General features: G+C 43.4%; 27 protein-coding genes. 10 read left to right on the plus strand and 17 right to left on the minus strand.

The genetic code is table 11. From position 1 onward, the window contains the following. The 3 genes from ACFQZI_RS00760 to ACFQZI_RS00770 form a co-directional block, all read left to right on the plus strand. Positions 1–267, plus strand: a 267-nt coding sequence (locus ACFQZI_RS00760) for an integrase core domain-containing protein (protein WP_377137369.1), incomplete at its 5' end; no start/stop codon positions are given. Positions 268–644: 377 nt separating this feature from the next. Then, the gene (locus ACFQZI_RS00765) at positions 645–2,558 is read left to right on the plus strand and encodes an AMP-dependent synthetase/ligase (protein ID WP_377137371.1); all 1,914 of its coding nucleotides are present in this window, start codon (positions 645–647) and stop codon (positions 2,556–2,558) included. Positions 2,559–2,573: 15 nt separating this feature from the next. Then, positions 2,574–3,305, plus strand: coding sequence for a CPBP family glutamic-type intramembrane protease (locus tag ACFQZI_RS00770; protein ID WP_377137373.1), 732 nt, complete (start codon positions 2,574–2,576; stop codon positions 3,303–3,305). Positions 3,306–3,308: 3 nt separating this feature from the next. Here ACFQZI_RS00770 and ACFQZI_RS00775 read toward each other — a convergent pair whose 3' ends face one another. The 4 genes from ACFQZI_RS00775 to ACFQZI_RS00790 are packed head-to-tail and all read right to left on the minus strand — an operon-like array spanning position 3,309 to position 6,777. Beyond that, positions 3,309–4,328 (minus strand): Kelch repeat-containing protein, encoded by a 1,020-nt coding sequence (locus ACFQZI_RS00775; protein WP_377137375.1) that lies wholly within the window; start codon positions 4,326–4,328, stop codon positions 3,309–3,311. 48 nt (positions 4,329–4,376) lie between these two features. Then, positions 4,377–5,414, minus strand: a complete 1,038-nt coding sequence (locus ACFQZI_RS00780; protein WP_377137377.1) for a Kelch repeat-containing protein — start codon at positions 5,412–5,414, stop codon at positions 4,377–4,379. 55 nt (positions 5,415–5,469) lie between these two features. Further along, a complete protein-coding gene (locus ACFQZI_RS00785) occupies positions 5,470–6,093 on the minus strand; it encodes a CatA-like O-acetyltransferase (RefSeq protein WP_377137379.1) in 624 nt (207 codons plus the stop codon). Then, on the minus strand, positions 6,094–6,777 hold the full coding sequence (locus tag ACFQZI_RS00790; RefSeq protein ID WP_377137381.1) for an HAD family hydrolase: 684 nt from the start codon (positions 6,775–6,777) through the stop codon (positions 6,094–6,096). A 310-nt stretch (positions 6,778–7,087) separates the two neighbouring features. Between ACFQZI_RS00790 and lysS the strand changes: the two genes are divergently transcribed. Together lysS and ACFQZI_RS00800 are read left to right on the plus strand one after the other, a co-directional pair. Further along, positions 7,088–8,809 (plus strand): lysine--tRNA ligase, encoded by a 1,722-nt coding sequence (gene lysS, locus ACFQZI_RS00795; protein WP_377137383.1) that lies wholly within the window; start codon positions 7,088–7,090, stop codon positions 8,807–8,809. 324 nt (positions 8,810–9,133) lie between these two features. Next, positions 9,134–9,373 carry a hypothetical protein gene (locus tag ACFQZI_RS00800; RefSeq protein ID WP_377137385.1) on the plus strand — a complete coding sequence of 80 codons (240 nt, stop codon included), beginning with the start codon at positions 9,134–9,136 and terminating at the stop codon, positions 9,371–9,373. 11 nt (positions 9,374–9,384) lie between these two features. Here the strand turns inward: ACFQZI_RS00800 and ACFQZI_RS00805 are convergent, their stop codons facing one another. Then, entirely contained in the window at positions 9,385–9,939 is a 555-nt protein-coding gene (locus tag ACFQZI_RS00805) for a DUF2892 domain-containing protein (RefSeq protein ID WP_377137387.1), read from the minus strand. Between the two features lie 74 nt (positions 9,940–10,013). Between ACFQZI_RS00805 and ung the strand changes: the two genes are divergently transcribed. Beyond that, positions 10,014–10,694 (plus strand): uracil-DNA glycosylase, encoded by a 681-nt coding sequence (ung, locus tag ACFQZI_RS00810; RefSeq protein ID WP_377137389.1) that lies wholly within the window; start codon positions 10,014–10,016, stop codon positions 10,692–10,694. A 24-nt stretch (positions 10,695–10,718) separates the two neighbouring features. On the opposite strand, the gene ACFQZI_RS00815 is transcribed toward ung, so the two are convergent. After that, the gene (locus ACFQZI_RS00815) at positions 10,719–11,360 is read right to left on the minus strand and encodes a DUF2306 domain-containing protein (protein WP_377137391.1); all 642 of its coding nucleotides are present in this window, start codon (positions 11,358–11,360) and stop codon (positions 10,719–10,721) included. Between the two features lie 134 nt (positions 11,361–11,494). Continuing rightward, the gene (locus ACFQZI_RS00820; protein ID WP_377137393.1) at positions 11,495–11,965 is read right to left on the minus strand and encodes an Lrp/AsnC family transcriptional regulator; all 471 of its coding nucleotides are present in this window, start codon (positions 11,963–11,965) and stop codon (positions 11,495–11,497) included. A 129-nt stretch (positions 11,966–12,094) separates the two neighbouring features. Here ACFQZI_RS00820 and ACFQZI_RS00825 point away from each other — a divergent pair, with 129 nt between their 5' ends. From ACFQZI_RS00825 to ACFQZI_RS00840, 4 genes are all read left to right on the plus strand, one after another. Continuing rightward, positions 12,095–12,745 carry a metal-dependent transcriptional regulator gene (locus tag ACFQZI_RS00825; RefSeq protein ID WP_377137395.1) on the plus strand — a complete coding sequence of 217 codons (651 nt, stop codon included), beginning with the start codon at positions 12,095–12,097 and terminating at the stop codon, positions 12,743–12,745. Beyond that, positions 12,742–14,646, plus strand: coding sequence for an Nramp family divalent metal transporter (locus ACFQZI_RS00830; protein WP_377137397.1), 1,905 nt, complete (start codon positions 12,742–12,744; stop codon positions 14,644–14,646). Before ACFQZI_RS00825 ends, ACFQZI_RS00830 begins: the two co-directional genes overlap by 4 nt. Before the next feature lie 125 nt (positions 14,647–14,771). Further along, positions 14,772–15,221, plus strand: a complete 450-nt coding sequence (smpB, locus tag ACFQZI_RS00835; protein WP_377137399.1) for an SsrA-binding protein SmpB — start codon at positions 14,772–14,774, stop codon at positions 15,219–15,221. 90 nt (positions 15,222–15,311) lie between these two features. Further along, positions 15,312–15,722: an ester cyclase gene (locus ACFQZI_RS00840; protein WP_377137401.1), complete on the plus strand. Its 411-nt coding sequence runs from the start codon at positions 15,312–15,314 to the stop codon at positions 15,720–15,722. A gap of 67 nt (positions 15,723–15,789) precedes the next feature. Here ACFQZI_RS00840 and ACFQZI_RS00845 read toward each other — a convergent pair whose 3' ends face one another. From ACFQZI_RS00845 to ACFQZI_RS00890, 10 genes are all read right to left on the minus strand, one after another. Then, positions 15,790–16,446, minus strand: coding sequence for a protein-L-isoaspartate(D-aspartate) O-methyltransferase (locus ACFQZI_RS00845; RefSeq protein WP_377137403.1), 657 nt, complete (start codon positions 16,444–16,446; stop codon positions 15,790–15,792). 123 nt (positions 16,447–16,569) lie between these two features. After that, positions 16,570–17,520 (minus strand): hypothetical protein, encoded by a 951-nt coding sequence (locus ACFQZI_RS00850; RefSeq protein WP_377137405.1) that lies wholly within the window; start codon positions 17,518–17,520, stop codon positions 16,570–16,572. Positions 17,521–17,537: 17 nt separating this feature from the next. Beyond that, on the minus strand, positions 17,538–18,497 hold the full coding sequence (locus ACFQZI_RS00855) for a DUF6175 family protein (RefSeq protein WP_377137407.1): 960 nt from the start codon (positions 18,495–18,497) through the stop codon (positions 17,538–17,540). Positions 18,498–18,510: 13 nt separating this feature from the next. Beyond that, on the minus strand, positions 18,511–18,993 hold the full coding sequence (locus tag ACFQZI_RS00860) for a hypothetical protein (RefSeq protein WP_377137409.1): 483 nt from the start codon (positions 18,991–18,993) through the stop codon (positions 18,511–18,513). A gap of 11 nt (positions 18,994–19,004) precedes the next feature. After that, positions 19,005–19,526: a hypothetical protein gene (locus ACFQZI_RS00865; protein WP_377137411.1), complete on the minus strand. Its 522-nt coding sequence runs from the start codon at positions 19,524–19,526 to the stop codon at positions 19,005–19,007. Positions 19,527–19,544: 18 nt separating this feature from the next. Then, positions 19,545–20,915 (minus strand): hypothetical protein, encoded by a 1,371-nt coding sequence (locus ACFQZI_RS00870; RefSeq protein ID WP_377137413.1) that lies wholly within the window; start codon positions 20,913–20,915, stop codon positions 19,545–19,547. A gap of 595 nt (positions 20,916–21,510) precedes the next feature. Beyond that, complete coding sequence (priA, locus tag ACFQZI_RS00875; RefSeq protein ID WP_377137415.1) at positions 21,511–24,000, minus strand: replication restart helicase PriA; 2,490 nt, start codon at positions 23,998–24,000, stop codon at positions 21,511–21,513. A gap of 6 nt (positions 24,001–24,006) precedes the next feature. Next, positions 24,007–24,393, minus strand: a complete 387-nt coding sequence (locus tag ACFQZI_RS00880; RefSeq protein ID WP_377137417.1) for a DUF423 domain-containing protein — start codon at positions 24,391–24,393, stop codon at positions 24,007–24,009. A gap of 396 nt (positions 24,394–24,789) precedes the next feature. Then, positions 24,790–25,155, minus strand: coding sequence for a CoA-binding protein (locus tag ACFQZI_RS00885; protein ID WP_377137419.1), 366 nt, complete (start codon positions 25,153–25,155; stop codon positions 24,790–24,792). 131 nt (positions 25,156–25,286) lie between these two features. Continuing rightward, positions 25,287–26,270: a pyruvate dehydrogenase complex E1 component subunit beta gene (locus ACFQZI_RS00890; RefSeq protein ID WP_377137421.1), complete on the minus strand. Its 984-nt coding sequence runs from the start codon at positions 26,268–26,270 to the stop codon at positions 25,287–25,289. Positions 26,271–26,360: the final 90 nt, after the last annotated feature.

Consider the following 26,360-nt stretch of genomic DNA (forward strand, 5'->3'; position numbering starts at 1 on the left):
ACCCAAAGTGGCAACCCGAGGGATAATGCCATAGCCGAGAGAGTTAACGGGATACTCAAAATGGAACTGCTAAAGGAAAACTATCAGAATATTAATGTTGCTAACCAAAGCGTTAAACAGGCTATCGGTATTTACAACGCCTTACGGCCGCATTCCAGCTTAGATATGGTCACCCCCGAAAAAGCACATGCAATGACAGGGCCTATACCACGAAGGTGGCAGAACTATTACCCTAAAATAGAAATGGAGGCAGGCATGGAAAGCTAATTTGTGTAAACCTATTTTAGTACTTAACTTTAAAGTGTAAATCAACCCCAGTATTAACAACCAATAGTGTAAACTTTTTTCAGGACGGGTCAAATAAGTGGGGTGTCCCATTCCGTCCCGTTTTTTTAAAAATGGGACACCCCGGTAAATTTATATAAAAACCTTATTATAAATAAGTTATTGTATATTACATAAAGTGGACATTCACGAAAAGCTAACAGCTTAAATTCACAAGTACCTAATTATCAATTATTTAAAAGTGTCCCGTTGTTGTGTTACAAATAGTGGGACACCTGAAAATTGGCAGGGATTATGCTGTTTTTAATTAAATGTAAAATAATTAGCTTTGTTAGGTATAAACCTGATATATATACTTGATGAATATTGTTGCTGAGCAATCTACCATACCGGAGCTGATCCGTAATATTGTTGCAAACATACACCCCGAAGAGCATACATTTCTGATCCATAAGGTAAAGGATACCTGGGTAGAGATCTCTTACAAACAAGCCCTTGAAAAGATCGACGCGATATCGGCCTGGTTCCTGGATATCGGTATTAAAAAAGGCGACAGGCTGGCCCTTATCATCGAGAACGGCCCCGATTACGTTTATTACGACCAGGCCCTGCAACAAATTGGGGCGGTAAATACTTCTATCTATCCTACCTTGTCCGAGGCCGAAATAGAGTATATCCTGAACGATTCTGAGGCACGCACCATCATTACCGGCAACCCTTTTCTTTGCCGTAAGGTGTTAAAAATTGCCAATAACTGTAAATCGCTTATCCGTATCATACCCGCGTTTGAAGGTTTCGAAAAATACACCGACACCCTGCAACTTAACGCGGGCGTTATTGGCCTTACACAGGTTATAGAGGAGGGTTTAAAACTGGTTGATGCCAAACGCGCGGCCATTAATGCCGCGCGCGAAGCCATATTACCAACCGATCTTTCCTGCCTTATTTATACATCGGGCACTACAGGCACGCCCAAAGGGGTAATGCTTACTCACCATAACCTTACCGAAAACTGTAAGGTGAGCCTTTACCAGATCCCTATTATTACCAAGGACGATATGTTCCTGTCGTTTCTGCCGCTATCGCATGTTTTTGAGCGTACAGCAACATACTATATCTGCATGAATAAGGGCTGTACCATAGCGTTCGCACAAAGCCTCGAGCTTTTAGCCAAAAACATGGCCGAGGTAAAGCCAACCGTAATGTGCTGTGTGCCAAGATTGCTCGAGCGCATCCACGACCGCGCCATGAAGAATGGGCTTGCTGCCGGTGGCATGAAAACCAAAATATTTACATGGGCGCTTAAAGTTGGGCAGGAATACCGCCTGGCAAACGAGGCAGGTAAAAAACCGGGAATGATCTTAAGTGCGCAGCAAAAGCTGGCCAATAAACTGGTATTTAGCAAAATTAAAGAGAAAACCGGCGGTCGTTTAAAGGTACTGCTATCGGGCGGCGGGGCTTTGCCTAAAAACGTTGGCGAGTTTTTTGGCAATATCGATATTAAATTGTTAGAAGGTTTTGGCTTAACGGAAACGTCGCCAATTATGTCTATTACCGAGATCGACCGCATTATTTACGGCACAGTTGGCCGTATTATAGATGGCATTGAAGTAGGCATACAAAACGTTGATACCAAACACATTTACACCAAACAAACATACCATAACTTTAACCCAAATTTAGAAACAGAGGAGGGCGAGATCATCGTTCGGGGGCATTGTGTAATGAAGGGCTATTGGAAAAAGCCGGAGGAGACAGCCGCTGTTATTGACACCGACGGCTGGTTCCATACGGGTGATATTGGCCGTTTTTACAGGGGTAACCTTCAAATTACCGACAGGCTTAAAAACATGCTGGTAAATGCCTATGGTAAAAACGTTTACCCTACACCTGTAGAAAACACTTACTTAAAAAGCCCTAAAATAGAACAGGTATTTTTAATTGGCGATAAGCGCGAATACATTACCGCCATTTTAGTACCCGGCCGGGAACTATTGCAGGAAACCTTTAAACTGGGCGACGATTATTTTGAAAAACCCGACCAGTTTATTGAAGAGAAGGAAATTACCGAATGGATAAACCAGGACGTAAAGAAACTATCTAACGAACTGGCAAAATTCGAGCGGATCAAAAACTTTAAGGTAAAACGCACCCCTTTTAGTATGGAAGCGGGCGAAATTACCCCTACGCTTAAAGCAAAACGCAAGGTTATAGAAAAAAAATACGCCGACGCTATAGATGACCTATATAATGTTGAAGCGGATGTTGATTAATGATATACTGAGCGAATGCTAAAGGAATTTTTAGCAGTAAACAACTATCCTCAACTTAATCAGGACCGTTCTTTTCAAAGCAAACTAATTTTGCTGTTGCAGATCTACGGTATTATTTTTTTAATAAACATTTTGATAGCGCCTATTTCATTCATCGCTGATCATTTTGTGACCCACGTGCTGCATTATAAAAGTATCTCCCGCCAGTATCAGGAAACGTTATTGAGGATGTTCCATAAGTTTGGCTACCTAAAGGCTGTATTTTACATTAGTGTAATGGCGCCTGTAATTGAAGAGGCTATTTTTAGGTTACCGCTAACCTTTAAAAGGCAGCACGTAGCTATTGCATTTGGCTTTGCATTGGTTTTGATTGCGAAACTTATTCCCGGCCTTGCTAACCAAAGCTTATTTATAAATATCCTGGCAAGGGTAGCTTTGTTAGTCGTAGGGTACTTTACGTTAACAAAGTTTGGCCCCGCGTTAAAAACGCCTGGTAAAGGGTTTCAAACCCTGCTGATCGTAACGTCGGTAATTGTATTTGGGCTGATGCATATTTTAAACTATGTGCCGCTGCAATGGCATATAATTTACATATACCCGTTATATGTTATTCCACAATTGATGATGGGATGGGCCTTAACTTACATCCGGTTTAAGAATGGTTACTTTTGGGGTATGGGCCTTCATGCCCTTATCAATGGTGTGAGTATGGTACTTTACACTATATTCAGGCACAAACTACTGTAGCAGTTACGGTTTAAATCTCCAAAAATGCGTTAAATTCCCCGGGGCGGTTGGGTTATAAGACGCGCCGCCGCCAACGTATGCAGCATCACCAATAGCGAAACCGATAATACCGTAAGCCATTTCATCGGGATAGTTAGTTACCTGTAGCCAGGTATCGTTTGTTTCGTTATACTTCCAAACATCCTTCAATAGCTCATTACGCCCCGAACCAAGGCCCATATAATAAGTGCCGTTGATATTAAAGTTTACACCAAATACCCTAGCAACACCAATAAAATCCAACTTTTTAGTCCAGCTATTATTCGCAGGGTCATATTGCCAAATATCTTTTTTAACAGTAGTTTTATCGGCTATTGAAATGCCCATACCTACATAACCCTTATTGCCTGCCGCAAAGCCTTTGTTTAGGTATTGGCCGTCGCCGGGGTAGTCGGCTATTTTTGTCCAGGTATCACCTGCAGCGTCATATTTCCACATGTCGCTATACTTTTTAGTGAGTAAAATATCAACCCCAAGTCCCATGTAACCAACACCGTTTATACTGAATGCAACAGTGTTTGCTCTTTCCCCTCCGGGGAAGTCGGCCTTTTGTGTCCATTTATCTGTAGCGGGATCATACTCAAACATGGCCTTGTTACCAACGGAAGGGGTATTGGCTACGGCCGACCCAGACCCGGTACCTACATATACTTTGCCGTTTACAACAAAGCCGTTAAATCCCATTTTGCTTGCACCTGGAAACGGCGCTTTTTTTGTCCATTGGCCGGTAGCAAGATCATAAACCCAAAGGTTCACGGTTTTACCGGCCTCATTCTCTTCGTTTAAAAAATAGCCTTTATTATCAATGGTAAAGCTAAAGGCACTTATGGTATTCACCATAGTAAGGTTATCTGCCTGCTGCCAGCGCGCATCTGCCGGTATGATCGGGCCGGTAGGCTTTTCGGGTGCTGGGTTTGATTTTTTTGAACAGGAAAACAAGAAAACCGATAGGAATAAAGCGAGTGTTAACTTTTTAAGCATCATGACAGGTTATTAGATAGCCAAGATAATCATTCCCTGTTCTTTAAAAAACTAATTGATCTTTCTTGGCTTAAACTTCCAGAAATCTTTTAACTGGCCGGGGTTGCCTGTACCAATATAACCGTTACCATCAATGGCAAAGCTCACCATATCGTAACGGCTAAGGCCGGGTAAATTGGTGCTCTTAACCCACCTATCGGCATCCGCATCATATTTAAACCAATCGTCGGCAGTGGCCGTAAGCGTAGACCCAAAACCTACAAACGCCAGGTTACCAACCGCAAACTGCCCGGTAAAAGCCCTCGGGGTACCCAAGAAATCGGCTTTGCGGGTCCACTTATTGGTGATGGGGTCGTACTGCCAAAAATCTTTCTCAGCAATGTTTGGCGATGCCCCGCCTATACCCGCATAACCTTTACCATTACACACAAAGGCGGTAAGTCCAAAACTGCCACTGCCCGGGTAATCTGCCATGCGGGTCCACTTATCTGTGCCGGCATCGTACCTCCAAAAATCTTTATAGTTAATGTCGTAGGCGTTATTAGTACCCAAGCCCATATAGCCCGCGCCGTTCAACTCAAATGCTATTACATTCTCGCGCCTTACACCTGCAAAATCGGCCTTGCGGGTCCATTTATCGGTTGCCGGGTCATATTCCCAAAAATCGTTATTCTGTGCTATATCATCGCCGGGGATGGCAACCCTTTGCCCGTAACCCGTGCCCATATAACCTTTATTATTAATGGCAAAGCCGCGTATATATTCGCCTGCCTGGCCGGGGTAATCTGCTTTTTGGGTCCATTTATCCGTTTTGGGGTCGTATTCCCAAAAGTCGTTTAAAAGATCGGAGTAAAACCCGCCGGCAGCATTGCCTCCAAGTAAATACCCTTTACCGTTTATGGCAAAACCGAACGAACGCACCCTGCCCTCTCCAGGAAAATCCCCAAGCTGCGACCATAAACCGGGAAGCGCATTGGTTGAATCGGGCACAAAGGGTTTTTCCTTTTTACAGGCAGACAGGCCCGCAACGGCTATAAATAAAACGAATACCTTTTTAAGCATATAATTAACGATACGTAAATATATCATTTACTTATTGATATATCTACCTGATTATATACGCCCTAAGGTTGTAAAACGTTGCTTATGAACGGTTAAGCAATTGCTGAAAAAGGTCTATAAACTCACCTACATGGCGGCCATCTGCCAGGCCGTGGTGCACGGTAACAGATACCGGCATCAGTTTTTTACCGTCAACATCCGTAACCTTACCTAACGATACTTTGGGCATGCTATCCTTAAATGAAAAGCTGCGGGCATGTGTTAATCCGGTAAAATTTACCCATGGGATAGCTGAGATATGCAGCACATCATACAATGGCCTAAGCTCGAGCCCTGTGGTGCCTTTAACCCGATCTAACTCTTGTTGTGCATCAGCACTAAACACTTCAAGATCGGGCGTATAATTAATATAAGAAAAGCCAAAAGTGGTATCCGGTCTGGCAACTGTGGTAGAGCAATTAATGGTATCGTACAAGAATATCTCACCATCTTCCACCCGGTATTTAAAAGCTTCTATCTTATTCGCGGCTTCTAAAATACAATGCAGGTAATATAAAAAGAAAGACATGCCCCTTTGCCTTGCCACTTGGTAAGCAATGGTAACATCAACATTTACGGTAGCGCCAAATAAAGGCTCCTCAAAGCTGTTAAAAAAAATAAAATGATCTTTGCGGTACCAGGTATCCAGGTCTATTTTTGTTTTCATTTACAGGTACGCTAAAATATCTTTAATGGTGTCGGCGCTTTTAAAACGGTCGTTATCTATGCTATCCTCAATTTGCTCATGTGCCCAAGTGATATGGTAAGGCACATGTACGGCATACCCGCCTATATTTAATACCGGCATAACATCGCTTTTAAGCGAGTTACCCACCATTAATAACTCTTGTGGTTGTATATCCAGGTGCTTTATCAGCTTCAGATAATTGGCGTCATCCTTTTCGCTCATGATCTCGATATGGTGAAAGTATGGGCTCAAGCCCGATTTCTTTAGCTTTCTTTCCTGGTCTAATAAGTCACCTTTTGTAGCTACCACTAAACGGTATTTACCTTTAAGTTCTTCCAGCACATCTTCCACGCCATCCAACAACTCTATTGGCTGGTTCAGCATCTGCTTGCCCAGGCCTATGATCTGGTTCACAACCTCAATGCTCAGCGTGTTTTGGGTGATGTTCATGGCGGCTTCTATCATTGATAGGATAAAGCCCTTTATGCCATAGCCATACAAGCCAAGGTTACCGATCTCGATCTTTAAAAGTTCGCGCTCCAGTTCGTGCTGCGATGCGTATGACGAAAGCAGGGTGCAAAACTGCTCCTCTGTTTGCCTGAAGTAGGGTTCATTCACCCAAAGCGTATCGTCGGCATCAAAGGCGATGACTTTAATATTCATGCGGCAAAGATATTATTTAGTGATTTAACAAGAGCCTATCATTTCGTGATTTTACTCACCCGGTCATTGCTTCGCTCGACCACCCTCTCTCCACTACGCGGAAAAAGGGTTATTCTTTGCTTCCACTCCTTCGGAGAGTACCGGGGAGAGGCTTCTTCACCCTCTTTGCGCAGCAGAGAGGGTCGGCCAACGTAGTGTAGCCGGGGTGAGTAAACTCCACAGTTTGCTTCACATTTCAAATCTCACATCTAACCTCTCATATCTCACTCAAAAATCCTATTTTTGCCCCCTTAATAACACAATTTATAAGATGAGTATTGTACTTTCCGAACAGGAGATTTTTCGCCGCAGGTCTTTGGATCAGTTGCGCGAGCTGGGCATAAACCCTTATCCTGCCGAAGCTTTTGATGTAACCGCGTGGGCACAGGACATTAATGACAATTTTGAAGCTACGCCGGATAAGTATAAACAGGTTACCATAGCCGGCCGTATCATGACGCGCCGTATTATGGGCAGCGCTTCTTTTTTTGAGATACAGGATAGTACCGGCCGCGTGCAAATCTACATTAAACGTGATGACATTTGCCCCGGTGAAGATAAAACGCTGTACAATACCGTTTTTAAAAAGCTTTTGGATATTGGCGATTACGTGGGCGTTAAAGGCTACGTTTTCCTGACCCAAACCGGCGAGATATCGGTACATACCGAAGAATTGACCGTACTTTCCAAATCATTAAAACCACTCCCGGTTGTTAAACGTGAGGAAGATGGCACCATCCACGATGGCTTTACCGACCCCGAAATGCGTTACCGTCAGCGTTATGTGGATTTAACCGTTAACCCCGAGTACAAAAACATATTCATCAACCGCTCTAAAGTGATCAGCGCTATGCGTAATTACTTTAATTTGCAGGGTTGGATGGAAGTAGAAACCCCTATATTACAAGCTATACATGGCGGCGCTGCTGCACGGCCTTTCGCCACACATCACAACACGCTGGATATGCCGCTGTTTTTGCGTATTGCTAACGAGCTTTACCTTAAACGCCTTATTGTAGCCGGTTTTGATGGTGTTTATGAGTTTGGCAAAATGTTCCGCAACGAGGGCATGGACCGTACTCATAACCCCGAGTTTACCGCCATGGAAATTTATGTGGCCTATAAAGACTATATATGGATGATGGCGATGGTTGAGGAATGTTTAGAAACTGTAGCCAAAGCCGTTCATGGTATCCCGGTAGTACAGGTGGGTAAGCATGAAATAAACTTTGCAGGGCCGTACGAAAAATTATCGATGTACGATTCTATCCTGAAATATACGGGTATAGATGTATCTGCCATGAATGAGGAAGGCTTGCGTAAAGTTTGTGCCGACCTTGCCATTGAGGTTGATGCCAGTATGGGTAAAGGCAAGCTTATTGACGAGATCTTTAGCGCTAAGGTTGAACATAACCTGATCCAGCCAACATACATTACCGATTACCCGATTGAAATGACACCGCTTGCTAAAAAGCACCGCACAAAGGATGGCTTGGTAGAACGTTTCGAGCTGTTTGTGAACGGTAAAGAAATAGCTAACGCATATTCTGAATTAAACGACCCTATCGACCAGCGCGAACGCCTGGAAGAGCAGCTAATATTAGCGGGCCGTGGCGATGATGAAGCAATGGCGATGGACGACGACTTCCTTCGCGCCCTTGAATATGGTATGCCGCCAACATCGGGCCTTGGTATAGGTATAGACCGTTTGGTGATGCTGATGACCAACCAAAGCACCATACAGGAAGTACTGTTCTTCCCGCAGATGCGCCCCGAGAAAAAAGCCAAGGTGGCTACTGCCGATGATTTTATCAACATTGGTGTGCAAGCCGAGTGGGTGGCCGTATTAAATAAAATGGGCTTCAACAGTGTTGAAGCCCTAAAAGCAGGCAACCCAAACAAGGTGTTTAATGACCTTGGCGGGATGCGCAAAAAAATGAAACTGGAAATAGCTATGCCAACCAAAGAAGACGTAATGAAGTGGTTTGAATAATCAGTTCATGGTCGGGACCAATAAGAAAGGGACGCTGTTTCAGCGTCCCTTTCTTATTTGCAACCCCTGTCTGTCATCCTGAACTTATTTCAGGATCCTAAAGGACATTTCTTGAATTTCTGTCGCAGACTTTGCAGATAGATGCCGGAATAAATTCGGCATGGTGGCAGACTTATTTATGCTCTTTGTATTTTTCTTGATGTCTTCTGTGGTTAAAATAATAATTCGGCTATCCACATCTCTTAACAAAAAGATAAAGGCAATAAAACTTTCAATTAATAGTACTTGTTCAATTTTATAGCAGACACTCTATAATTGAATACCATGACAAATTCTATCCTGGAAATAACCGAGAACGAATACCTGATAAAGCTTAACAGGAGCAATTTCGACCTATCATTCATCCGCAGCCTTTTAAAAATTGTGGAAGTTTCTAAACCTGTAAAAAACAAACAGGAAGAAATAGAAGCCGCTTTTTACAATCATATTGTAGACAGGCACATCGAACCTTCGCAAAACCACTCATCTGAACCTGAGTACTACAGCAGCATCGACGAAAAATAAGCTTAAGTTTTTTAAAACTTTTGACGGAAACCGCCGCGCTGTACCTGCTGCTTATCCATTTGGGCCATCTGGCCTTTCATCATCTTTATCTGGTCGGCAAGCAGTTTATTTTTGTCGTCTTTTGCGGCTTCTTTCAGGTACATTTCGGCTTCGCGCTTGTTGCGTTTTGCCATCGAGATACCCGCGAGGCTTAGTTTAGCCAAAGCGATATTGTGCGACATGCCCATACCCAACTGCAGGGCTTTCTTAAAGTATTTCTCTGATTTTAACGGCGCCGTGCGCGATTCTATTAAACCTATAAGCAGGTTATAATAACCATGCTGGCTTTTGTAAAGTTGTTTTTCGTAATTAGTGATCTTAGCCAGGTATGCTTCTGCTTTCGCGGAGTTTTCTTTACGCAGGTAAAATTGCGCCATTATCATATTCTCGTTAAAGAAGAAGGTAAGCAAAGTAATGCCACCCAGTAAAAATACAGTTATCCCCCAGCCCCAAAAACCGAAAGCGCATAGCGTAACACCTGCACCCATTATAACACAAGCAATAATTAACCTAACTATATTTGACATAATTTGTATTAGTATAAAACAGAGTGCAAATATCGTTATTTGTAAGCTAAATAAAACACCAGTATTTAATATTTATGGCCGGAGAATTAGAACCATCGTGGAAAAAACATTTAAGCGCGGAATTTGAAAAACCCTACATGCACGATCTTAAAAATTTCCTTAAAACAGAAAAGGACGCAGGCTACATTACCTACCCACGCAATGCCGATATATTTAACGCGTTTAACATTACCCCGTTTAATGATGTTAAGGTAGTAATATTGGGACAAGACCCTTACCATGGCCCCGGCCAGGCGCACGGTTTGTCATTTTCGGTGCAAACGGGTGTGGCTGTTCCGCCATCATTAAAAAATATCTACAAAGAACTGGCTACTGATATACCCGGCTTCGTCATCCCCCAAACGGGCAACCTCACCAAATGGGCCGAACAGGGTGTGCTGCTTTTAAACGCTACTTTAACCGTACGTGCGGCAACAGCAGGCTCGCACCAAAAAAAGGGTTGGGAAAAATTTACAGATGCGGCCATCAAAACCCTGTCCGACGAAAAAAGGGGTATCGTATTTATCCTGTGGGGGGCCTACGCGCAATCAAAAGCCGCGCTTATCAACCCAAATAATAATCATCTTATTATCAAATCAACCCACCCATCGCCATTGGCAGTAAGTCATGGCGGTTTCTTTGGCTCTAAACCATTCTCTAAAACAAATGCTTTTTTAGAAAAGCAAGGGAAAACAGAGATCGACTGGCAGATTTAGCAGCGCGATGATAATAAGATAGTATTACACTTGCTGCTTTATCAAAGCAGGCTTATTGTTAGTTTTATTTATAATAATAAGCGCTATAATGAGGTTGGGCACCCAGCATAACCATGATACGATGCGATAGGCCGGGATAAAATCGTGAAACACAAAGGCCGATAACAATGGTAGCCAGATACGTAAAGTAACCGCCGCGAAGGTAAGCGCGTAATTGAAGATCATCCAATTTTGGTGCAGGCGGATCTGGCCCTGACGTATTGTGTTATAGGCCATTATATTACTGATGAGCCACAGTATAGCCAAAGAGCCGAATCCTAACACACAAACCAGGCCGCCGGTAGCAAAAAAAGCGATATACAACCCCGCTACACTGCTCAGTGTTACCGCAATAACGTGTATTTTACCTACAAGGCGATGTATATTTACGTAACGCTGGCGCAAACGGGCGCTAAACTGTGTCCACCCCGTTATTAGGGCTATGCCGCCGAAAATAATATGGGTATAAAAAGCAGCGTTCCAAATACCGTCATTTAAAATAGCTCTTGGTTTAGATTGCAATAAACCATTCGAGCGCATATCTACCAAAAAATAAATTAACGGATAAAGGCCTATAACAATGGCAAAAAAAGCGAAGGGTATCCAGGGCAGATTTTTAAGTTTCATTGCCTATTGGACGCCATTAAAACTTATCATGTTACATAAGATCATAAAATTACATTAGCAACCATAAAACACAAAAGCCAGGCATCAAAAAAAATTTGTCTTGATTCCTGGCTCTAAATATCTTGCCTCTATTCTTAATATTCCAGCGGCACTATTGGCTCTTTTTTACTGGTACTCATGATCATCATAGTTTGGAAGGTTTTCACCACGGTAATGCGGCTGATCTTTTCCATGATCAGTTGCTCATACGATTTAATATCGCGGACGTAAACCTTCAGTAAAAAATCGCACTGGCCTGTAACGTGGTGGCATTCGGTAACTTCCTTAATATTCTGGATCTCGTCTAAAAACGTTTGGATGGTATTTTTCTGATGAAAATCCAGCGAGATCTGTATAAAAGTTTTAATGCCTAAGCCGAGTTTTTCTTCATCTACAAGGGCATGATAACTTTTGATGTATTCCGCGTTTTCCAGTTTTCGCACACGCTCTAATGTAGGCGCGGGCGATAAGCCAATTTCGTTCGATAGCTGCAAATTCGTAATGCGGCCGTTCTCCTGTAAAATTTTAAGTATCTGTAGGTCTATTTTATCTAATTCTTGAGCCATGGTACGTGCAAATATAAAGCATTCTATATCCTACAAAATATAATTTTTTTAAAAACTATCGCAACAAAACATATTATAAATTTATTTGTATTTTTAGACAAGCCTAAAAATGTAATTAGATTTGCTTAAATGTATACATTAGCCGAGGAAAATTACCTTAAAGCCATTTATAAGCTGTCGATGATGGCTGAGAATGTTAGCACTAACCAGATAGCTGCGGAGCTGGCAACCAAGGCATCGTCGGTAACAGACATGCTGCGGAAGCTTGCCGAGAAGCTTTTGATCAATTATACCCGTTACCAGGGTGTTAGTTTAACGCAAACCGGCGAAAAGGTTGCGGTTAACATTATTCGCCGGCACCGGCTGTGGGAGTATTTTTTGGTGGAGAAACTACACTTTAAATGGGACGAGGTACACGAGATGGCCGAAGAAATGGAGCATATATCTTCTACAGAATTAATTGACAGACTTGATGAGTTTATGGGTTTCCCTACCCGCGACCCGCACGGCGACCCGATACCGGATAGTAAAGGCAACTTTAAACAAAATGATCTTAAACCTATTTCGGCGGTTGATGTTAATGCTTGCGGTATCATTTCAGGGGTTAGGGACCACTCTTCGGCATTTTTACAATACCTGGAGAAGCAAAGCCTTACCATTGGCAAAAAAATAACTGTAAAAGAGGTAATAGCATACGATAATACCGTAGTACTACATATGGACAACAAAGATTTACAAATAAGCCGAGATGTGGCCAATAACCTGCTAATAGCCTTATGACCACACAGCGACACGATAGCCATTCATTAGGCAACGTACACAATACCGTTACTACCGAAAACAAAACCGGCTGGCGCAAGCTCCTTTCCTTTTTGGGGCCAGCATACCTGGTAAGCGTTGGCTATATGGACCCCGGCAACTGGGCTACCGACCTTGCCGCGGGCAGCCAATTTGGATACAAATTGATTTGGGTGCTGCTACTCTCAAATATGATAGCCTTGCTACTGCAAAATCTTGCCGTTAGACTGGGCATTGTAAGGGGGCTCGATCTTGCCCAGGCATCAAAGCATACCTATCCGCGTTTTGTAAACTTTTGCCTTTATATTTTGGCACAAATAGCCATTATAGCCTGCGACCTTGCCGAGATCATCGGTATGGCCATTGGTTTAAATTTACTTTTTGGATTGCCGCTGATATGGGGCGTATCTATTACTTTACTGGATACCCTGCTCTTGCTATTCCTGTTAAATAAAGGTATGCGCAAACTGGAGGGGTTTATCATATCGCTGATATTTATTGTGGGTATGGCCTTTCTGGCGCAGATGTTTATAGTGCAGCCCAGCGTTATTGAAATTGCCAAAGGCTTTATCCCTACAAAACTTAATAATACATCGCTCTATTTGGCTATTGGTATTATTGGCGCTACCGTAATGCCGCACAACCTGTACCTGCACTCCTCGCTGGTACAAACCCGTAAGATAGACCGCAGCGAAGAAGGTATTAAAAGCGCCATCCGCTATAACTTTTGGGATACCACCATTGCGCTTAACCTCGCTTTTTTTGTAAACGCAGCTATACTGATCCTTGCCGCAAGCGCCTTTTTCGGTCGCGGATTCCATGAGGTTGCCGAAATACAGGACGCGCACAAATTGCTCACCAATATATTTGGTAAGCTGGCCCCTGCCCTGTTTGCTATAGCGCTGATTGCCGCCGGACAAAGTTCTACAGTTACAGGGACGCTCGCCGGGCAGATAATAATGGAGGGGCACTTAAACCTGCGCATTGCCCCATGGCTGCGCCGCTTGCTAACGCGGTTGCTGGCTATAATACCGGCTTTTTTTACCATTCTGCATTTTGGCGAAGAAGGGCTTGGCAAGCTGTTGATCTTAAGCCAGGTGGTGCTTAGTTTACAATTGGGTTTTGCTATTATCCCGCTTATCCACTTCACGTCAGATAAAAAACGAATGGGCAAGTTTGCCACCAGCGTACCCCTTAAAATACTGGCATGGGTTTTCGCTACGCTTATAGTTGGGTTAAACGTTAGGCTGGTGATACAGGAAATTGAAACCTGGGCGGCAGGCAGCCCGGGCTCTGCTAATTTGGTGCACTATGTAATATCGCCAATAGCGGTGGGGATAGGGTTATTATTATTATATGTATTTCTTCGCCCGCTGCTGTATAAGCATGCCGACCAGCCCGCATATATCCCGCATGGTATTGCCGCGAAATTGGGCAACCTGGAGGCTGTAAGCTACAGCAATATTGCTATTACCATAGATTTTTCGCGAAACGATGAAGACTGCATTCGCCATGCTTTGATGCAGGGTGGTAAAAAAGCGCATTACACTTTGATTCACGTTGTGGAAACAGCCGGCGCGCGCTACTACGGCGGGCAGGTGATGGATAACGAAACCCAAAGCGACGTAGACAATCTGGATAAATATGTAAACACCTTAACCAGCCTTCATTACAAAGCCGAAGCAAAAATTGGCTATGGTGGCGCTGCAACGGCAATTGCCGAGATCATCAATCAATCTGAAATAGATTTTGTGGTGATGGGATCGCACGGGCATAAAGTTTTAAAAGACCTCATATTTGGCACCACTGTTGATTCGGTAAGGCACAAGGTAAACGTACCGGTGCTGGTTGTAAAACCCGAGAGGAAGAGAAAAGACATTTAGAATCAGAATCAAGAGTCAAGAATTAAGAAGCAATATGGATAAAGGGTTCTTTGTAATACTGATCAATCTCGGTTCTTAATTCCCTATTATCTTGATTCCTTAATTAATCGCATATTTGCAGCGTAATGGAGCAGAATATATATATCAAAAATAAAAAGGCATACTTTGAATACCATATACTGGATAAGTATACAGCCGGCATCCAGCTATTAGGTACCGAAATAAAATCCATACGCGAGGGCAAAGCCAACGTAAACGATGCCTTTTGCACATTTATTGATAACCAGCTTTACGTACGGAACCTGCATATATCCGAATACTCGATGGGATCTTTCTATAACCACGAAGCCAAGCGCGACCGTGTGTTATTACTCAATAAAAAAGAGCTAAAAAAACTCCATACCCGTGGCGAAGAAAAAGGCCTAACCATTGTCCCCCTGGCCTTATTCATTAGCGACCGCGGCTTTGCCAAACTGGAAATTGGTTTGGCGCAGGGTAAAAAGACCTTCGACAAACGCGAAACCATGAAAGAGCGCGATACTAAGATCGAGATGGACAGGGCTATGAAAAGGTAATAAAATACCGTTATTCCCAAATAGCGTAGATATTATTTCTTAAACCCAGTTCTTGGCTTCACTCTTGTGTTGTATAATGAAAATTATACCATGAGCAAACAAGCAAATATAGAAGCGCAGAAAAAATTTGGCGAAGCCATAAATGCCGGAAACCTTGAAGCATTTAAAGATCTTGTTGCCGAGAATTCCGTAGATCATGACCCGGCAGAAGGTCAGGTGGCGGGCCCACAAGGCTACATCGATTTTTTCACCGAGTTACGCAGCGCATTCCCTGATCTTAAAATTGAAGTAAAGCACTTAGTTGCCGACGATGAAAATGTAAGCTTTGCTTATGAAGTTAACGGTACACATAATGGTGATTTTATGGGGATTGCACCTACCGGAAACTCCATAAAAGCCCGCGGCATGCAAATAAGCAAATTCGAAAATGGCAAAATGACCGAGCGTTGGGGAAGCTCAAACGAATTAGGAATTTTAAAGCAATTAGGTAAAAAGATTTAAAAAGCATGTTGTGAGTTGGCGGCAGGCAAATTATATGCAAACTGCCAACTCATAACTACCTACTGAACTACCACGCCCTATCACCCACCAATGGCACAAACCTGAATGTGTCCAGCACATGCCTTTCGTAATCATGCTCAGCAGTTTTGAGTACTGTTACCATCTTTTGGGATTTTTCGTCACCAACCGGAATGACGAGGATGCCGCCTATTTTAAGTTGTTTTAATAATATTTCTGGTACGGTGGGCGCGCCCGCGGTTACTATGATCTTATCGTAAGGCGCATCTTCGGCAATACCTATCGAGCCATCCCCCAAAAAGAATTTTGGCTTATAACCCATGTAAGGCAGTACCTGTATGGTACGCTCATATAATTTTTCCTGGCGTTCAATGGTAAAAACTTTCGCGCCAAGCTCTAACAAGATACAGGTTTGGTAACCGCAGCCTGTACCTATTTCCAATACTTTATCGCCCTTTTGGATGTGCAATAACTCGGTTTGATAAGCTACCGTATAGGGCTGAGAAATGGTTTGCCCGGCCCCTATCGGGAATGCAATATCTTTATAAGCCTGGTTCCAAAAAGTTTCATCAAAAAAATAATGACGGGGTACTTTACCAATGGCCAGCAATACCTTTTCGTCTTCGATACCCTTTTTTCGCAGTATCTCAACCAATCGTTTCCTTGCCCCTTGTTCGCGGTAATTATCAATAAATTTGTACGCCATTACAAAGGCAAAGTTATATAAAAAGCCGGCAAATTTGCCGGCTCGCTATGTAATATGCCACTACCCTGCAATAAAGCTTTGGCAGTTAACCAATAATATTTTTAACATTTATACAGCGTGTATTTACCACCAGCCATGAATGTTATAAGTAGTAACCCGTGGTTGGGCAGCGTAGGCTACAGCAACATCGCGGGCGGCATTTATAATGCTCATATCGTTCTTTTGCTCCTGTAGTTTAAAACTCCATTCACGGTTGTCAATTTCCTTAACCCGCTTACCTATTTGCGCAACAAATACCTTTACTTCTTTATAACAGGCCGATTGAGGATCTATCTGCTGCAAAATCTCTCCGGCAGCATTCGCCCCATCAACGTTTTGGTTTGCTGTAAAAACGGTTTTAGCCTGTGCTAATTTAACGGCACAGTCTTTCTCAATTTGTTTTTTGTAAATGGGCGCTACCAGGGCCATAGAGCGGCTATAACAATTGGTACATGCCTGTGGCACCGATGTTAAGTTGTAAATCGCCTCATCCATACGGCCGGTATTGGCAAGCGTTTGAGCTTGTTTAATAATCACGTCGCAATGGGTGTTGTAGTACGCAATGATCTTGGTTTTGCCTTTATCTACAAACGCCTGCAGTTTAGGGTCGTTAAGGTTAATGTTTTTAAATGCGTTAATATAGGCCTTAGCCTCATTTTCGCCAACGCCTTTTACCGATACTACCGTACTGGCAAACTTTGTACCCTCGTAGCCATCACCTATATATAGGTTAACATCAAGGTTTAATGCCGTCATCGGCGGCGCGGTCGACAGCATATCCTTGCTTGCCACAACAATATTCGCGGTGATGATGAAGCGCTGCCCTTCATCGCCCCCAAAACCATTTTGGCTTATGATCTGGTTCAGTTTGTTGCCAAGCATGTTGCGGGCAGCATCCGGCAGGCCGTCTATCTGGTCGGGTATGTAAGCGGCAAGCGTTACACGACCACGGTCATTAGCAGGTGCCGGCCTTTTTTGCGCGTAGCTCCCCATAACAATAAGAAGCGACATGCAGGTTATGATCAGTTTTTTCATGATTGTCTTATTTGATTTTATTTTTCACCAAGTACAATTACCGCTTGCCCTAAGCCTTTAGCTGTAAGCTTATTTACAATAGAATATGGCGCGGCAGCCAGCATCTTTTGCAGCCCGCGTGTAAACCCACGTGCATCAATGGCATTGCCATTTGCATCATACAACGGTATGCGTACCTGCTCAAACAACATGGCGTTCTCGGTTGCATCGGTATTGCTAAAGCGGCCTTTGAGTGAGTTGGCACGTACCCAATCCTCAATTACTACGTTCAGCTCTTTACCGCCGTATTCGGTCTCCAGATCGTTCTTCCACGAATCAAATTTTTTGATGCGGATGATGATCTCGCGGCCATTGGCAAACAAATCGTCGAAATGGCGTTGCAGGCCCGCGTTAAAATTGTCTAACTTATCGGCAACGGCTTCTTCAAGCAATACCGCAGTTTCTGCCGAGAACGAGGGGTTACCCGTGCCGCCGGCAGTTGCAACCTCCTTATCGCTGTAGGCATCTATACCCTGCAACGTAAAACGTATTGATTTTTTAGGCCCGGTTTTTAACACATCCCACGTAAGCTGCATAATAATGTCGGCCTTGGCCACTTTCTTTAATTTATCCATCGGGCTCTCGGCTACTCCCGCTCCACTTTTTGAAGTAAGGATAGCGTTTTCGGCACGTTCAGACTCCAGGGTCTTGATAACCGATTCCATGTTCTTAAGCGGGAAACCACGCTCGGCCATCATTCCGTTTATCTTACTTATTACTGCCAGCAGATCGCTGTTTTCCTGGAAAGCACGCTTGTAATCGGGGATCTTCACTTTGGTGCCCTGGTCGTCATAAGTTGTCATGTAACCATTTGTGTTGCACCAAACATCACTTGGCACAACCATAATAGTTGGCTTTTTTGCCTGCGCAAACCCTGCGGTTGCCGCGCCCAATATCATTAATAATGAAAGGGCTATTTTAATTATCTGTAGTTTCATTTATCAGAATAGTTTAATTTTTAAGGATGCCGTCGGCAATCATTTTCTCTTTTAAGGCGGGCCTGCTGATCTTTATAACATAACCGGTACTTTGCGCTACATTTTTAACCTTCTGCTGTGCTTTTGCCTTTTGGCCCGCACGCTCCTCTATATATAGCGCGTAAGTTTTGTATTGCGATACAAAGAAATTATTAAAGTACGCCTCGTTGTTTGCCTGTACATTAGCCTCATTCAGGATAGGCTTTACATCGCAATCGGGTTTACCCTCGCGCAGGCCGTTAAATAGTACTTCGCGTATGGCAACTTTTTTGGCCTCTTCAATAGCATCCTGTTTGTTACGAAGGCCTGAAAAGGCCAGCACCTGCTGCGAACCGTCAAACCCTACACCAAGGCATTCGGTTTTGTAGGTGTAACTGCTGTTTAGCTTTTTTTGCTCGGCACAGCTGCTAAATGCAAGCACGGCGGCAAGGATTATATAAAGTAAATTTTTATTCATGATGGTTGGGTTTAAAAGCCTGCACTTAATGATTTGATGATGCCGGCATCCTCAAGGTCTTTACGCAGCAGGGCCACATTAACAGATACCAGCACGCCTATTTTATATTGCTTGCCTACTTTCATGCGGTCTTCGGCAGCAACGGCGCCATCGCTTGATAGCGAAACAAACTTTTGATATTTACCGCCATCGGCAAAAAATTCCTTAAACCACTCATCCTTCTCCTGTTCTAAATTTGAGTTTGTAGTAAGCGGCGGTTTGCCCAAAATACCCTGGTCGCCGGCGAAGCCTTTAAATATTACGCCATGCACCGCGTTCTTTTTAGCCTGTTCAATAGCCACGTTAGGCTTTTTAGAGTACGACCATACCTTTAATAAGTAAGTACCCTGCACACCCGTGCCCGCCACTTCCAGTTCATAACGCCAGGCTTCGGTATCGGCATTTGCCTTTTTGTTTGTTTGCGCCATAACGGTGGTCGAAAAGCCCGTTATCAGCAGCATCAACATCACCCAAATTGTACTATGTTTTTTCATTATTTATATGGTTTTGTGTTATTTGATCTGTCGCAAAAGCATCCCCGCGTAAAATTTACCGCCGCCTTTAAAGTAGGTACGGTCAATAGCCGGTTTATCTTTATCCTTTTTGTCTTTCTTTTTATCGTCGTTATCACCTGTTGATAATTCTTCGCCCGCGTTAAAACGGTTATCCCATATCTGTTTTTTATCTACCGTAACCGTACCTTTTTTAACATAGGTGGTCAGCCCGGTTTTAGGGTCTACCGTTTGTTCCAGCACTTCAAATTTCTCACCGCCCTCAAGCCCCTCTTTCATACCTATCTTGGCTGTAACCGGCTCGCCGGAGTAAATAGGTGTTTTGGGCTTAAACACTTCGTACGCTTTTTGCAGTTTGGCAAAAACGTGCTCCACATTGCGCACAGTGGCAAGTTCTACTATCTGATCTTCGGTGCGGGTCTCTTTAAGGGAAAAGGTTACCAAACTGCTTGATTTCTCGCTGCCTATGTATTCCATCTGGAACAGGTTGCTATTATCAAACGCGGCCATACGTTTTTTATCAATTTTGCCTTTTTCTATCCACAGGTCGTTGTAAAAAACAGATGCTATAGAGTCGTTCCACTTTAGCTTGTACAGGTAAGATGTTGTCCATACCGAGTACCCTTCTTTGGCTTTATTATAAGCTATATCCAACACTTTGTAGGCAGCCGGCTGAAACAACGCGGGCAAGTTGTTAGCTTTAAGTTTAGCAACTTCGCGTATTGCAGCCGCTATAGGCTCGTTGCTTACAAATTTTAGCTTGGTTAATACAACAAAGGTGTTGCCTATAAGCTCTTCGCCGGCATCGGCTAAAGAGGCGGTACCCCTTGCGCTGCCTTTAGCAATATTGGCCTGCATTTCGGTAGCATCATAAGAGCCCCTTTCGCCTACCAGTTTCATATCGAATGAACCATCGGCCTGCCTGTTAAACCATTTGGCAACAAGCTGATTGGCTATTTTTTTGTCTTTAATTATCTTATCGGTTACTATTGGCATATCGGCAGCATCCTTATCTACTATGCCGGCGGTTGCTCCCGATAGCATATTCGCGCCAAAGGCAGCCATACCGGTTTTCTTAGTCCCTGATGCTACTTTTTCGGCATCTGTTAACAGGTAAGGGGTAGGGTTTATACTTTTCAGATCTATTTCGTGGTTGTTATACTTATCCGGAAATGGTGCCGCGTGATATGCCTTTATAACTACATCCTTACGCGGGAAGTCTTCCGATTCTAACAGGATGAGGTGTAGCGAGCTTCTGCGGTATTTTAATTCGGCAGACGGTGAAGTAGCCGCCGGGCCCTGTGCATTTGCCACAAAGCTTAACCCTAAAAAAAGGTTAAATACAAGTGCAAGTTTAATTGTAGGTTTCATGATCTTTTTTTGTGATGGTGATTTAAATATTCTACAAGCAGCCTATCTGTATTAATTTGAACAGGCTGGTTTTCAGCTTTAAAAGTAGATGCAATTGCTTTTTAAAGGCTGAGTTATAACCCTATTTATTTAGGGTGTTTTAACCCATTTTGATATTAAAAAGCATATAATATTCAGTCATATATCATATGATAATATTAACCGAATTTTTATAACGTTTTAGGTCTACTTCTTAAAAGAATACGGACCACCGCACGGGCGATCTATTTTAACATACTGATATTTTACCTTGGGAGGAAATAAGGCAACGAAAATTTTAAGTAGCAATAGTTTCATATTTAAGGGTTTAAGTTGTGATAAATATAAAATTATTTCGTGCTGTGAACAATAGGCGAATACACTAACCCATAAAAATACCCAATAGTAGGTAGATAAATATGCCTGCTATTGGATACTGTTATCCCAAAAGAAAAATCGTAAATCTTTAATTACTTCATATGTTTTTATAAACAATATATTTCACATACATTATTTATAAATAAGTAATACTTAACCCGGTTTTAGAGCCGTTTCTTGAAAATGTAGTTAAGTGCGCCTAATAAGGGTCAACATCTGGTTGTATAACGCTGCCTTTGCTCAGTTTAGTGGTTTGAAACTGCGTAATTACCTCCCTTATGATGGCTTTCGCTTTTACAATAGAGATGGTATCGCGCTCAAACTTCAGCATGATAGATTTGATATAATAGTTGCGGATGCGATTAATGAGCGGGGCTTCGGGGCCTATCACCCTATCGCCAAAATGCTTGCGCAATTCGTTGGCCATATACTCGGCCTGGTTATATAGCACCTCCGGATTCTTATGCTTTAGGTCCATACTGATAATGCGAAAGTATGGCGGGTACTTAAAGCTTTTACGCTCTTCCATTTCGGTAAAGTACAGGTCGTTATAATCGTTATCAATAACCTGTTTTATCACCCGGTGGTTGGGGTCGTATGTTTGGATGACCACCTTGCCCTGCTTGCCCCTGCGCCCCGCCCTGCCGCTCACCTGGGCAAGCATCTGGTAACTGCGCTCGTTGGCGCGATAATCGGGGTATTTAAGCAGGCTATCGGCGTTAATAATGCCAATTACGGTAACATCGGCAAAATCTAATCCCTTGGCAACCATTTGTGTACCAATTAAAACATCTATCTTTTTTTCTTCGAGATTATTTAAAATGGTTTGCAGCGAGTTGCGAGAACGGGTGGTATCAAGGTCCATACGTGCCAGCCGCAGGTTTGGCATCAGTACAGATAGCTCATCCTCTACCTTTTCGGTGCCAAAGCCTTTATACTCTAAATGCGTAGAGCCACATGCGGGGCAAATTTTGGGCGTATCCTCTTTATAACCGCAATAATGGCAGTGGAGCTTGTGTGTATGTTTATGGTAGGTAAGGCTAACATCGCAATTGATACACTTTGGTGTGTAAGCGCAAACCTTACAAATTAATACCGGCGCGTAACCACGGCGGTTTTGGAACAGTATCACCTGCTCCTTATCAGCAATGGCCTGCTGTATATCCTGCATCAACACACTGCTAAAGTGCGATTGCATGGTTTTGCGCTTGGTTTCTTCTGTTATGCTTACAACTTCTATCAGCGGTAATTGTACACCGCCGTAACGCTCCACCAGCTCAATAAAGCCATATTTATGCACACGGGCATTGTAATATGTTTCGAACGATGGCGTTGCCGAACCCAGCAATACCTTGCCCTTATAAATATTGGCCAGGTAAATTGCAGCATCGCGGGCGTTGTAGCGTGGTGCAGGGTCAAACTGTTTATAGGAGGTATCGTGCTCTTCGTCAACAATTAACAAACCCAGATCATTAAAGGGCAGAAAGACCGACGAACGAGCGCCAAGCACTACCTGATAATCTCCGTTAAGCACTTTCTGCCAAACTTCTACCCGTTCGTTATCGTTAAAGCGGGAATGATAGACACCTATTGTGCCGCCAAAATAAACCCGCAGGCGCTCTATAATATGTGTGGTTAAGGCAATTTCGGGCAGCAGGTAAAGCACCTGCCTGCCTGTTGCTATCATCTCCTCTATCAATTTAATATAGATCTGCGTTTTGCCGGATGAAGTTACCCCATGCAGCAGCACTACGTCTTTTTCTAAAAACTGCTCCTTTGTTTGGGCAAGGGCTATTTCCTGCGTCGGGCTTAATATAAAATTACTTAGCTGGTCTTCATCCTCGTCATATCCTAACCTGCTAACCGCTTTTTCTTCGGCAATAAAGACATCCTTGTCTATAAGCGACTTTATGCTGGAGTCGCCGCTGCCACTTGCCTCGATCAGTTCGTTTTTTGAAACTGCCTTTTGCTGTCGCGACAACTTGATAAAAGCCAGTACGGCATCCGCCTGTTTTGGCGCGCGCTTTTCCAGGATGGTGAAAAGTTCTTTCAGCGCTTCCTGATTATGATAAGCCGGGTTAAGGGTTAAATAAGTGCGTTTGCGGGGCTTGTACCGCTCGCTTACCTCCTCGGATATATTGATGATGTTTTTCTCAAAAAGCGTTTTAAGGATGGGCATCACCGTTTTTTGCCCCAGCAGTTTCGCAATGTCGCTAATAGTAAGTTCGGGCTGAATATCTAAGGCCTCGGTTATTAAATACTCCTTATCGTTCAGCGCGGTTTTATCATACTCAAAATCCTTATTAAGCATAATTTTTGTTTCGCTGGCCAGCTTTAGGGCAGAGGGCAGGGCGGCGTTCATTACCTCGCCCTCATTACACATATAGTATTCGGCTATCCAGTTCCAGAACTGCAACTGGCGCTGTGTAACCACAGGTTGCTCATCAAGTATATCTATAATATACTTGGCTTCGTACTTTTCTGGAGCGTGTTCCGTTATATTGGCTACAACGGCGGTGTATAATTTGCTTTTACCAAACTGCACTACTACCCTCTTGCCAACAACAATGGCGTTGTTAAGCTCGTAGGGTACGCGGTAAGTGTAGTTAAGGCTTATGGCCAACGGTAAAACAACCTCTACAAAAAGTGTTTTACGGGTAGGCTGTAAACCATCGGCAAATTCTAACATCGGCAATTATTTATTTCTGAAAGCAGCAAAAGCTAAAAATATCCATCCTATAATAAACAGCAAACCGCCTATTGGTGTTATACGGCCAATTACAGCTAACCCGGGCATATTAAGCAGATCGCGGCAGGCTAATAAATATAACGAGCCCGAGAAAAGCACAATACCTATTGTAAAAAGGTAGTAAGCGCTTACAATTATCCTGTTTTTGAAGCGGGTGAATGTTGAGAGGAAAAGTAATGCGAACACGTGGTAAAACTGGTATTGAACAGCGGTTTGCCAAACTTCCAGCTGGCGGGCTGATATGGAGGCCTTGAGCGCATGGGCGCCAAAAGCGCCGGCAATAACGGCCAATGTACCCAGTACCGATGCTGTAATTATTATTTGTTTGTTCATGCAGATATAAAATGCTAAGGTAACCAAATGAGGTGAAAGGTGAAAGGTGAAAGGTGAAAGGTGAAAGGTGAAAGGTGAAAGGTGAAAGGTGAAAGGTGAAAGGTGAAAGGTGAAAGGTGAAAGGTGAAAGGTGAAAGGTGAAAGGTGAAAGGTGAAAGNAAACAAGGTGTCCCATTCTGTCCCGTTTTTCGACAAGTGGGACACCCATTCAAAAATCAATAAGCGGTTGATAAATAATATATTACTGTCAAAATAGCTAAGTAAAACTTTAACTAAAATTGCAAATTGCAAAAATGTAAGTTATTGTAATACAGTTTGTTCCGTATTTGCAACGTGTAGTGTCTCAAAAAGTGGGACACTGTAAACTTTTTGACGTTAACCTTTTGCTTAAAAAGGTTAATACTGCCCAATGCTCAACAGCACCAAAGTACACGCGTAATCAGTAGCAATGCCGTTTTCGTGGGCTAAGCGGCGCAGTTCGGCGTTTTCGGTACCGGGGTTAAATATAATGCGTTTGGGGTGGGTGTTGATGATATAGTCGTACAGGGGCGGCTGGTTTTGCGGGCCTACGTACAGGGTTATGGTATCAATATCGGTGTGGATGGTTTCGGGCTTTTCGATAGGTACGCCTGCAACTTCGCCGGTTTTAATACCAACGTTTACAATACTGTGCCCTTTGCCCATCAGTCGGTTGGCGGCAAGGTAAGCGTATCGGCTTGCGTCGGGCGTGGCGCCCAGTATCAGTGTTTTTTTATCGGCCATGTTTTTATAACGTGCGTAGCGGGGGAATAGTTTGCGGTTGTGGGTTGGCAGGTTGCAGGTTTACATTTCGGTGAAACAAAAGAGCCTCGCTACTTCCGTCGCGAGGCTCTTTCAATATTTAGTCGTTACAATTATTTTGCAACGTACATTACTTCTTTTACTGCTTTAACCACACGCTCGGGGTTTGGCAGGTATTCCTGGATCAGGGTAGGGGCGTACGGCAATGGTACGTCGCCACCGGTTATGCGTAGTACAGGTGCGTCTAAGTAATCAAACGCGTCTTTCTGTACTTTAAATGCTACCTCGGTAGCTATAGAACCTAAAGGCCAGCTTTCTTCTACAATTACCAAACGGTTTGTTTTTTTAACCGAAGCAATAACGGTATCATAATCAATAGGGCGTACGGTACGCAGGTCGATAACCTCCGCGTGAATGCCTTCTTTTTCAAGTTCGGCAGCGGCAGCGTTAACCACTTTCATTATTTTACCAAAACCAACTAAGGTAACATCGCTGCCTTCTTTAGTTACTTTTGCTTTACCAATTTCTATATAGTAAGTTTCCTCAGGCACTTCACCTTTATCGCCATACATCAATTCAGATTCCATAAAGATAACCGGATCCGGATCTAATATCGCTGATTTTAGCAGTCCTTTTGCATCGTAAGGGTTTGATGGTACAACCACTTTTAAGCCCGGGCAGTTTGCGTACCAGTTTTCGAAACACTGGCTGTGCTGCGAGCTTAGCATACCCGCGTTACCTGTTGGGCCGCGAAATACGATTGGCACCGAGAACTGGCCACCACTCATCGACATGATCTTGGCCGCGCCGTTGATGATCTGATCGATAGCTACCAACGAGAAGTTAAAGGTCATGAACTCGATGATAGGTTTTAAACCGTTCATGGCCGAACCAATGCCTATACCGGCAAAGCCTAATTCAGAGATAGGCGTATCAATAATACGTTTTGCACCAAATTCGTCAAGCATACCCTGGCTTACTTTGTAAGCGCCATTATATTCGGCAACTTCCTCGCCCATTAGGTATACGTTCTCATCCTTGCGCATTTCTTCCTGCATGGCTTCCCTTAGCGCTTCCCTGAATTGTATTTCTCTCATTATGTTGTTAAAATGAAGTTTTTTACGACCGCAAATATAATCACTAATGTGTAAAATGCAATCGGGTGGCAGATATAATAAAGTAGTTAC

Source organism: Mucilaginibacter lutimaris, from assembly GCF_042676625.1.
In the GTDB taxonomy this organism is placed as follows: Bacteria; Bacteroidota; Bacteroidia; order Sphingobacteriales; family Sphingobacteriaceae; genus Mucilaginibacter; species Mucilaginibacter lutimaris.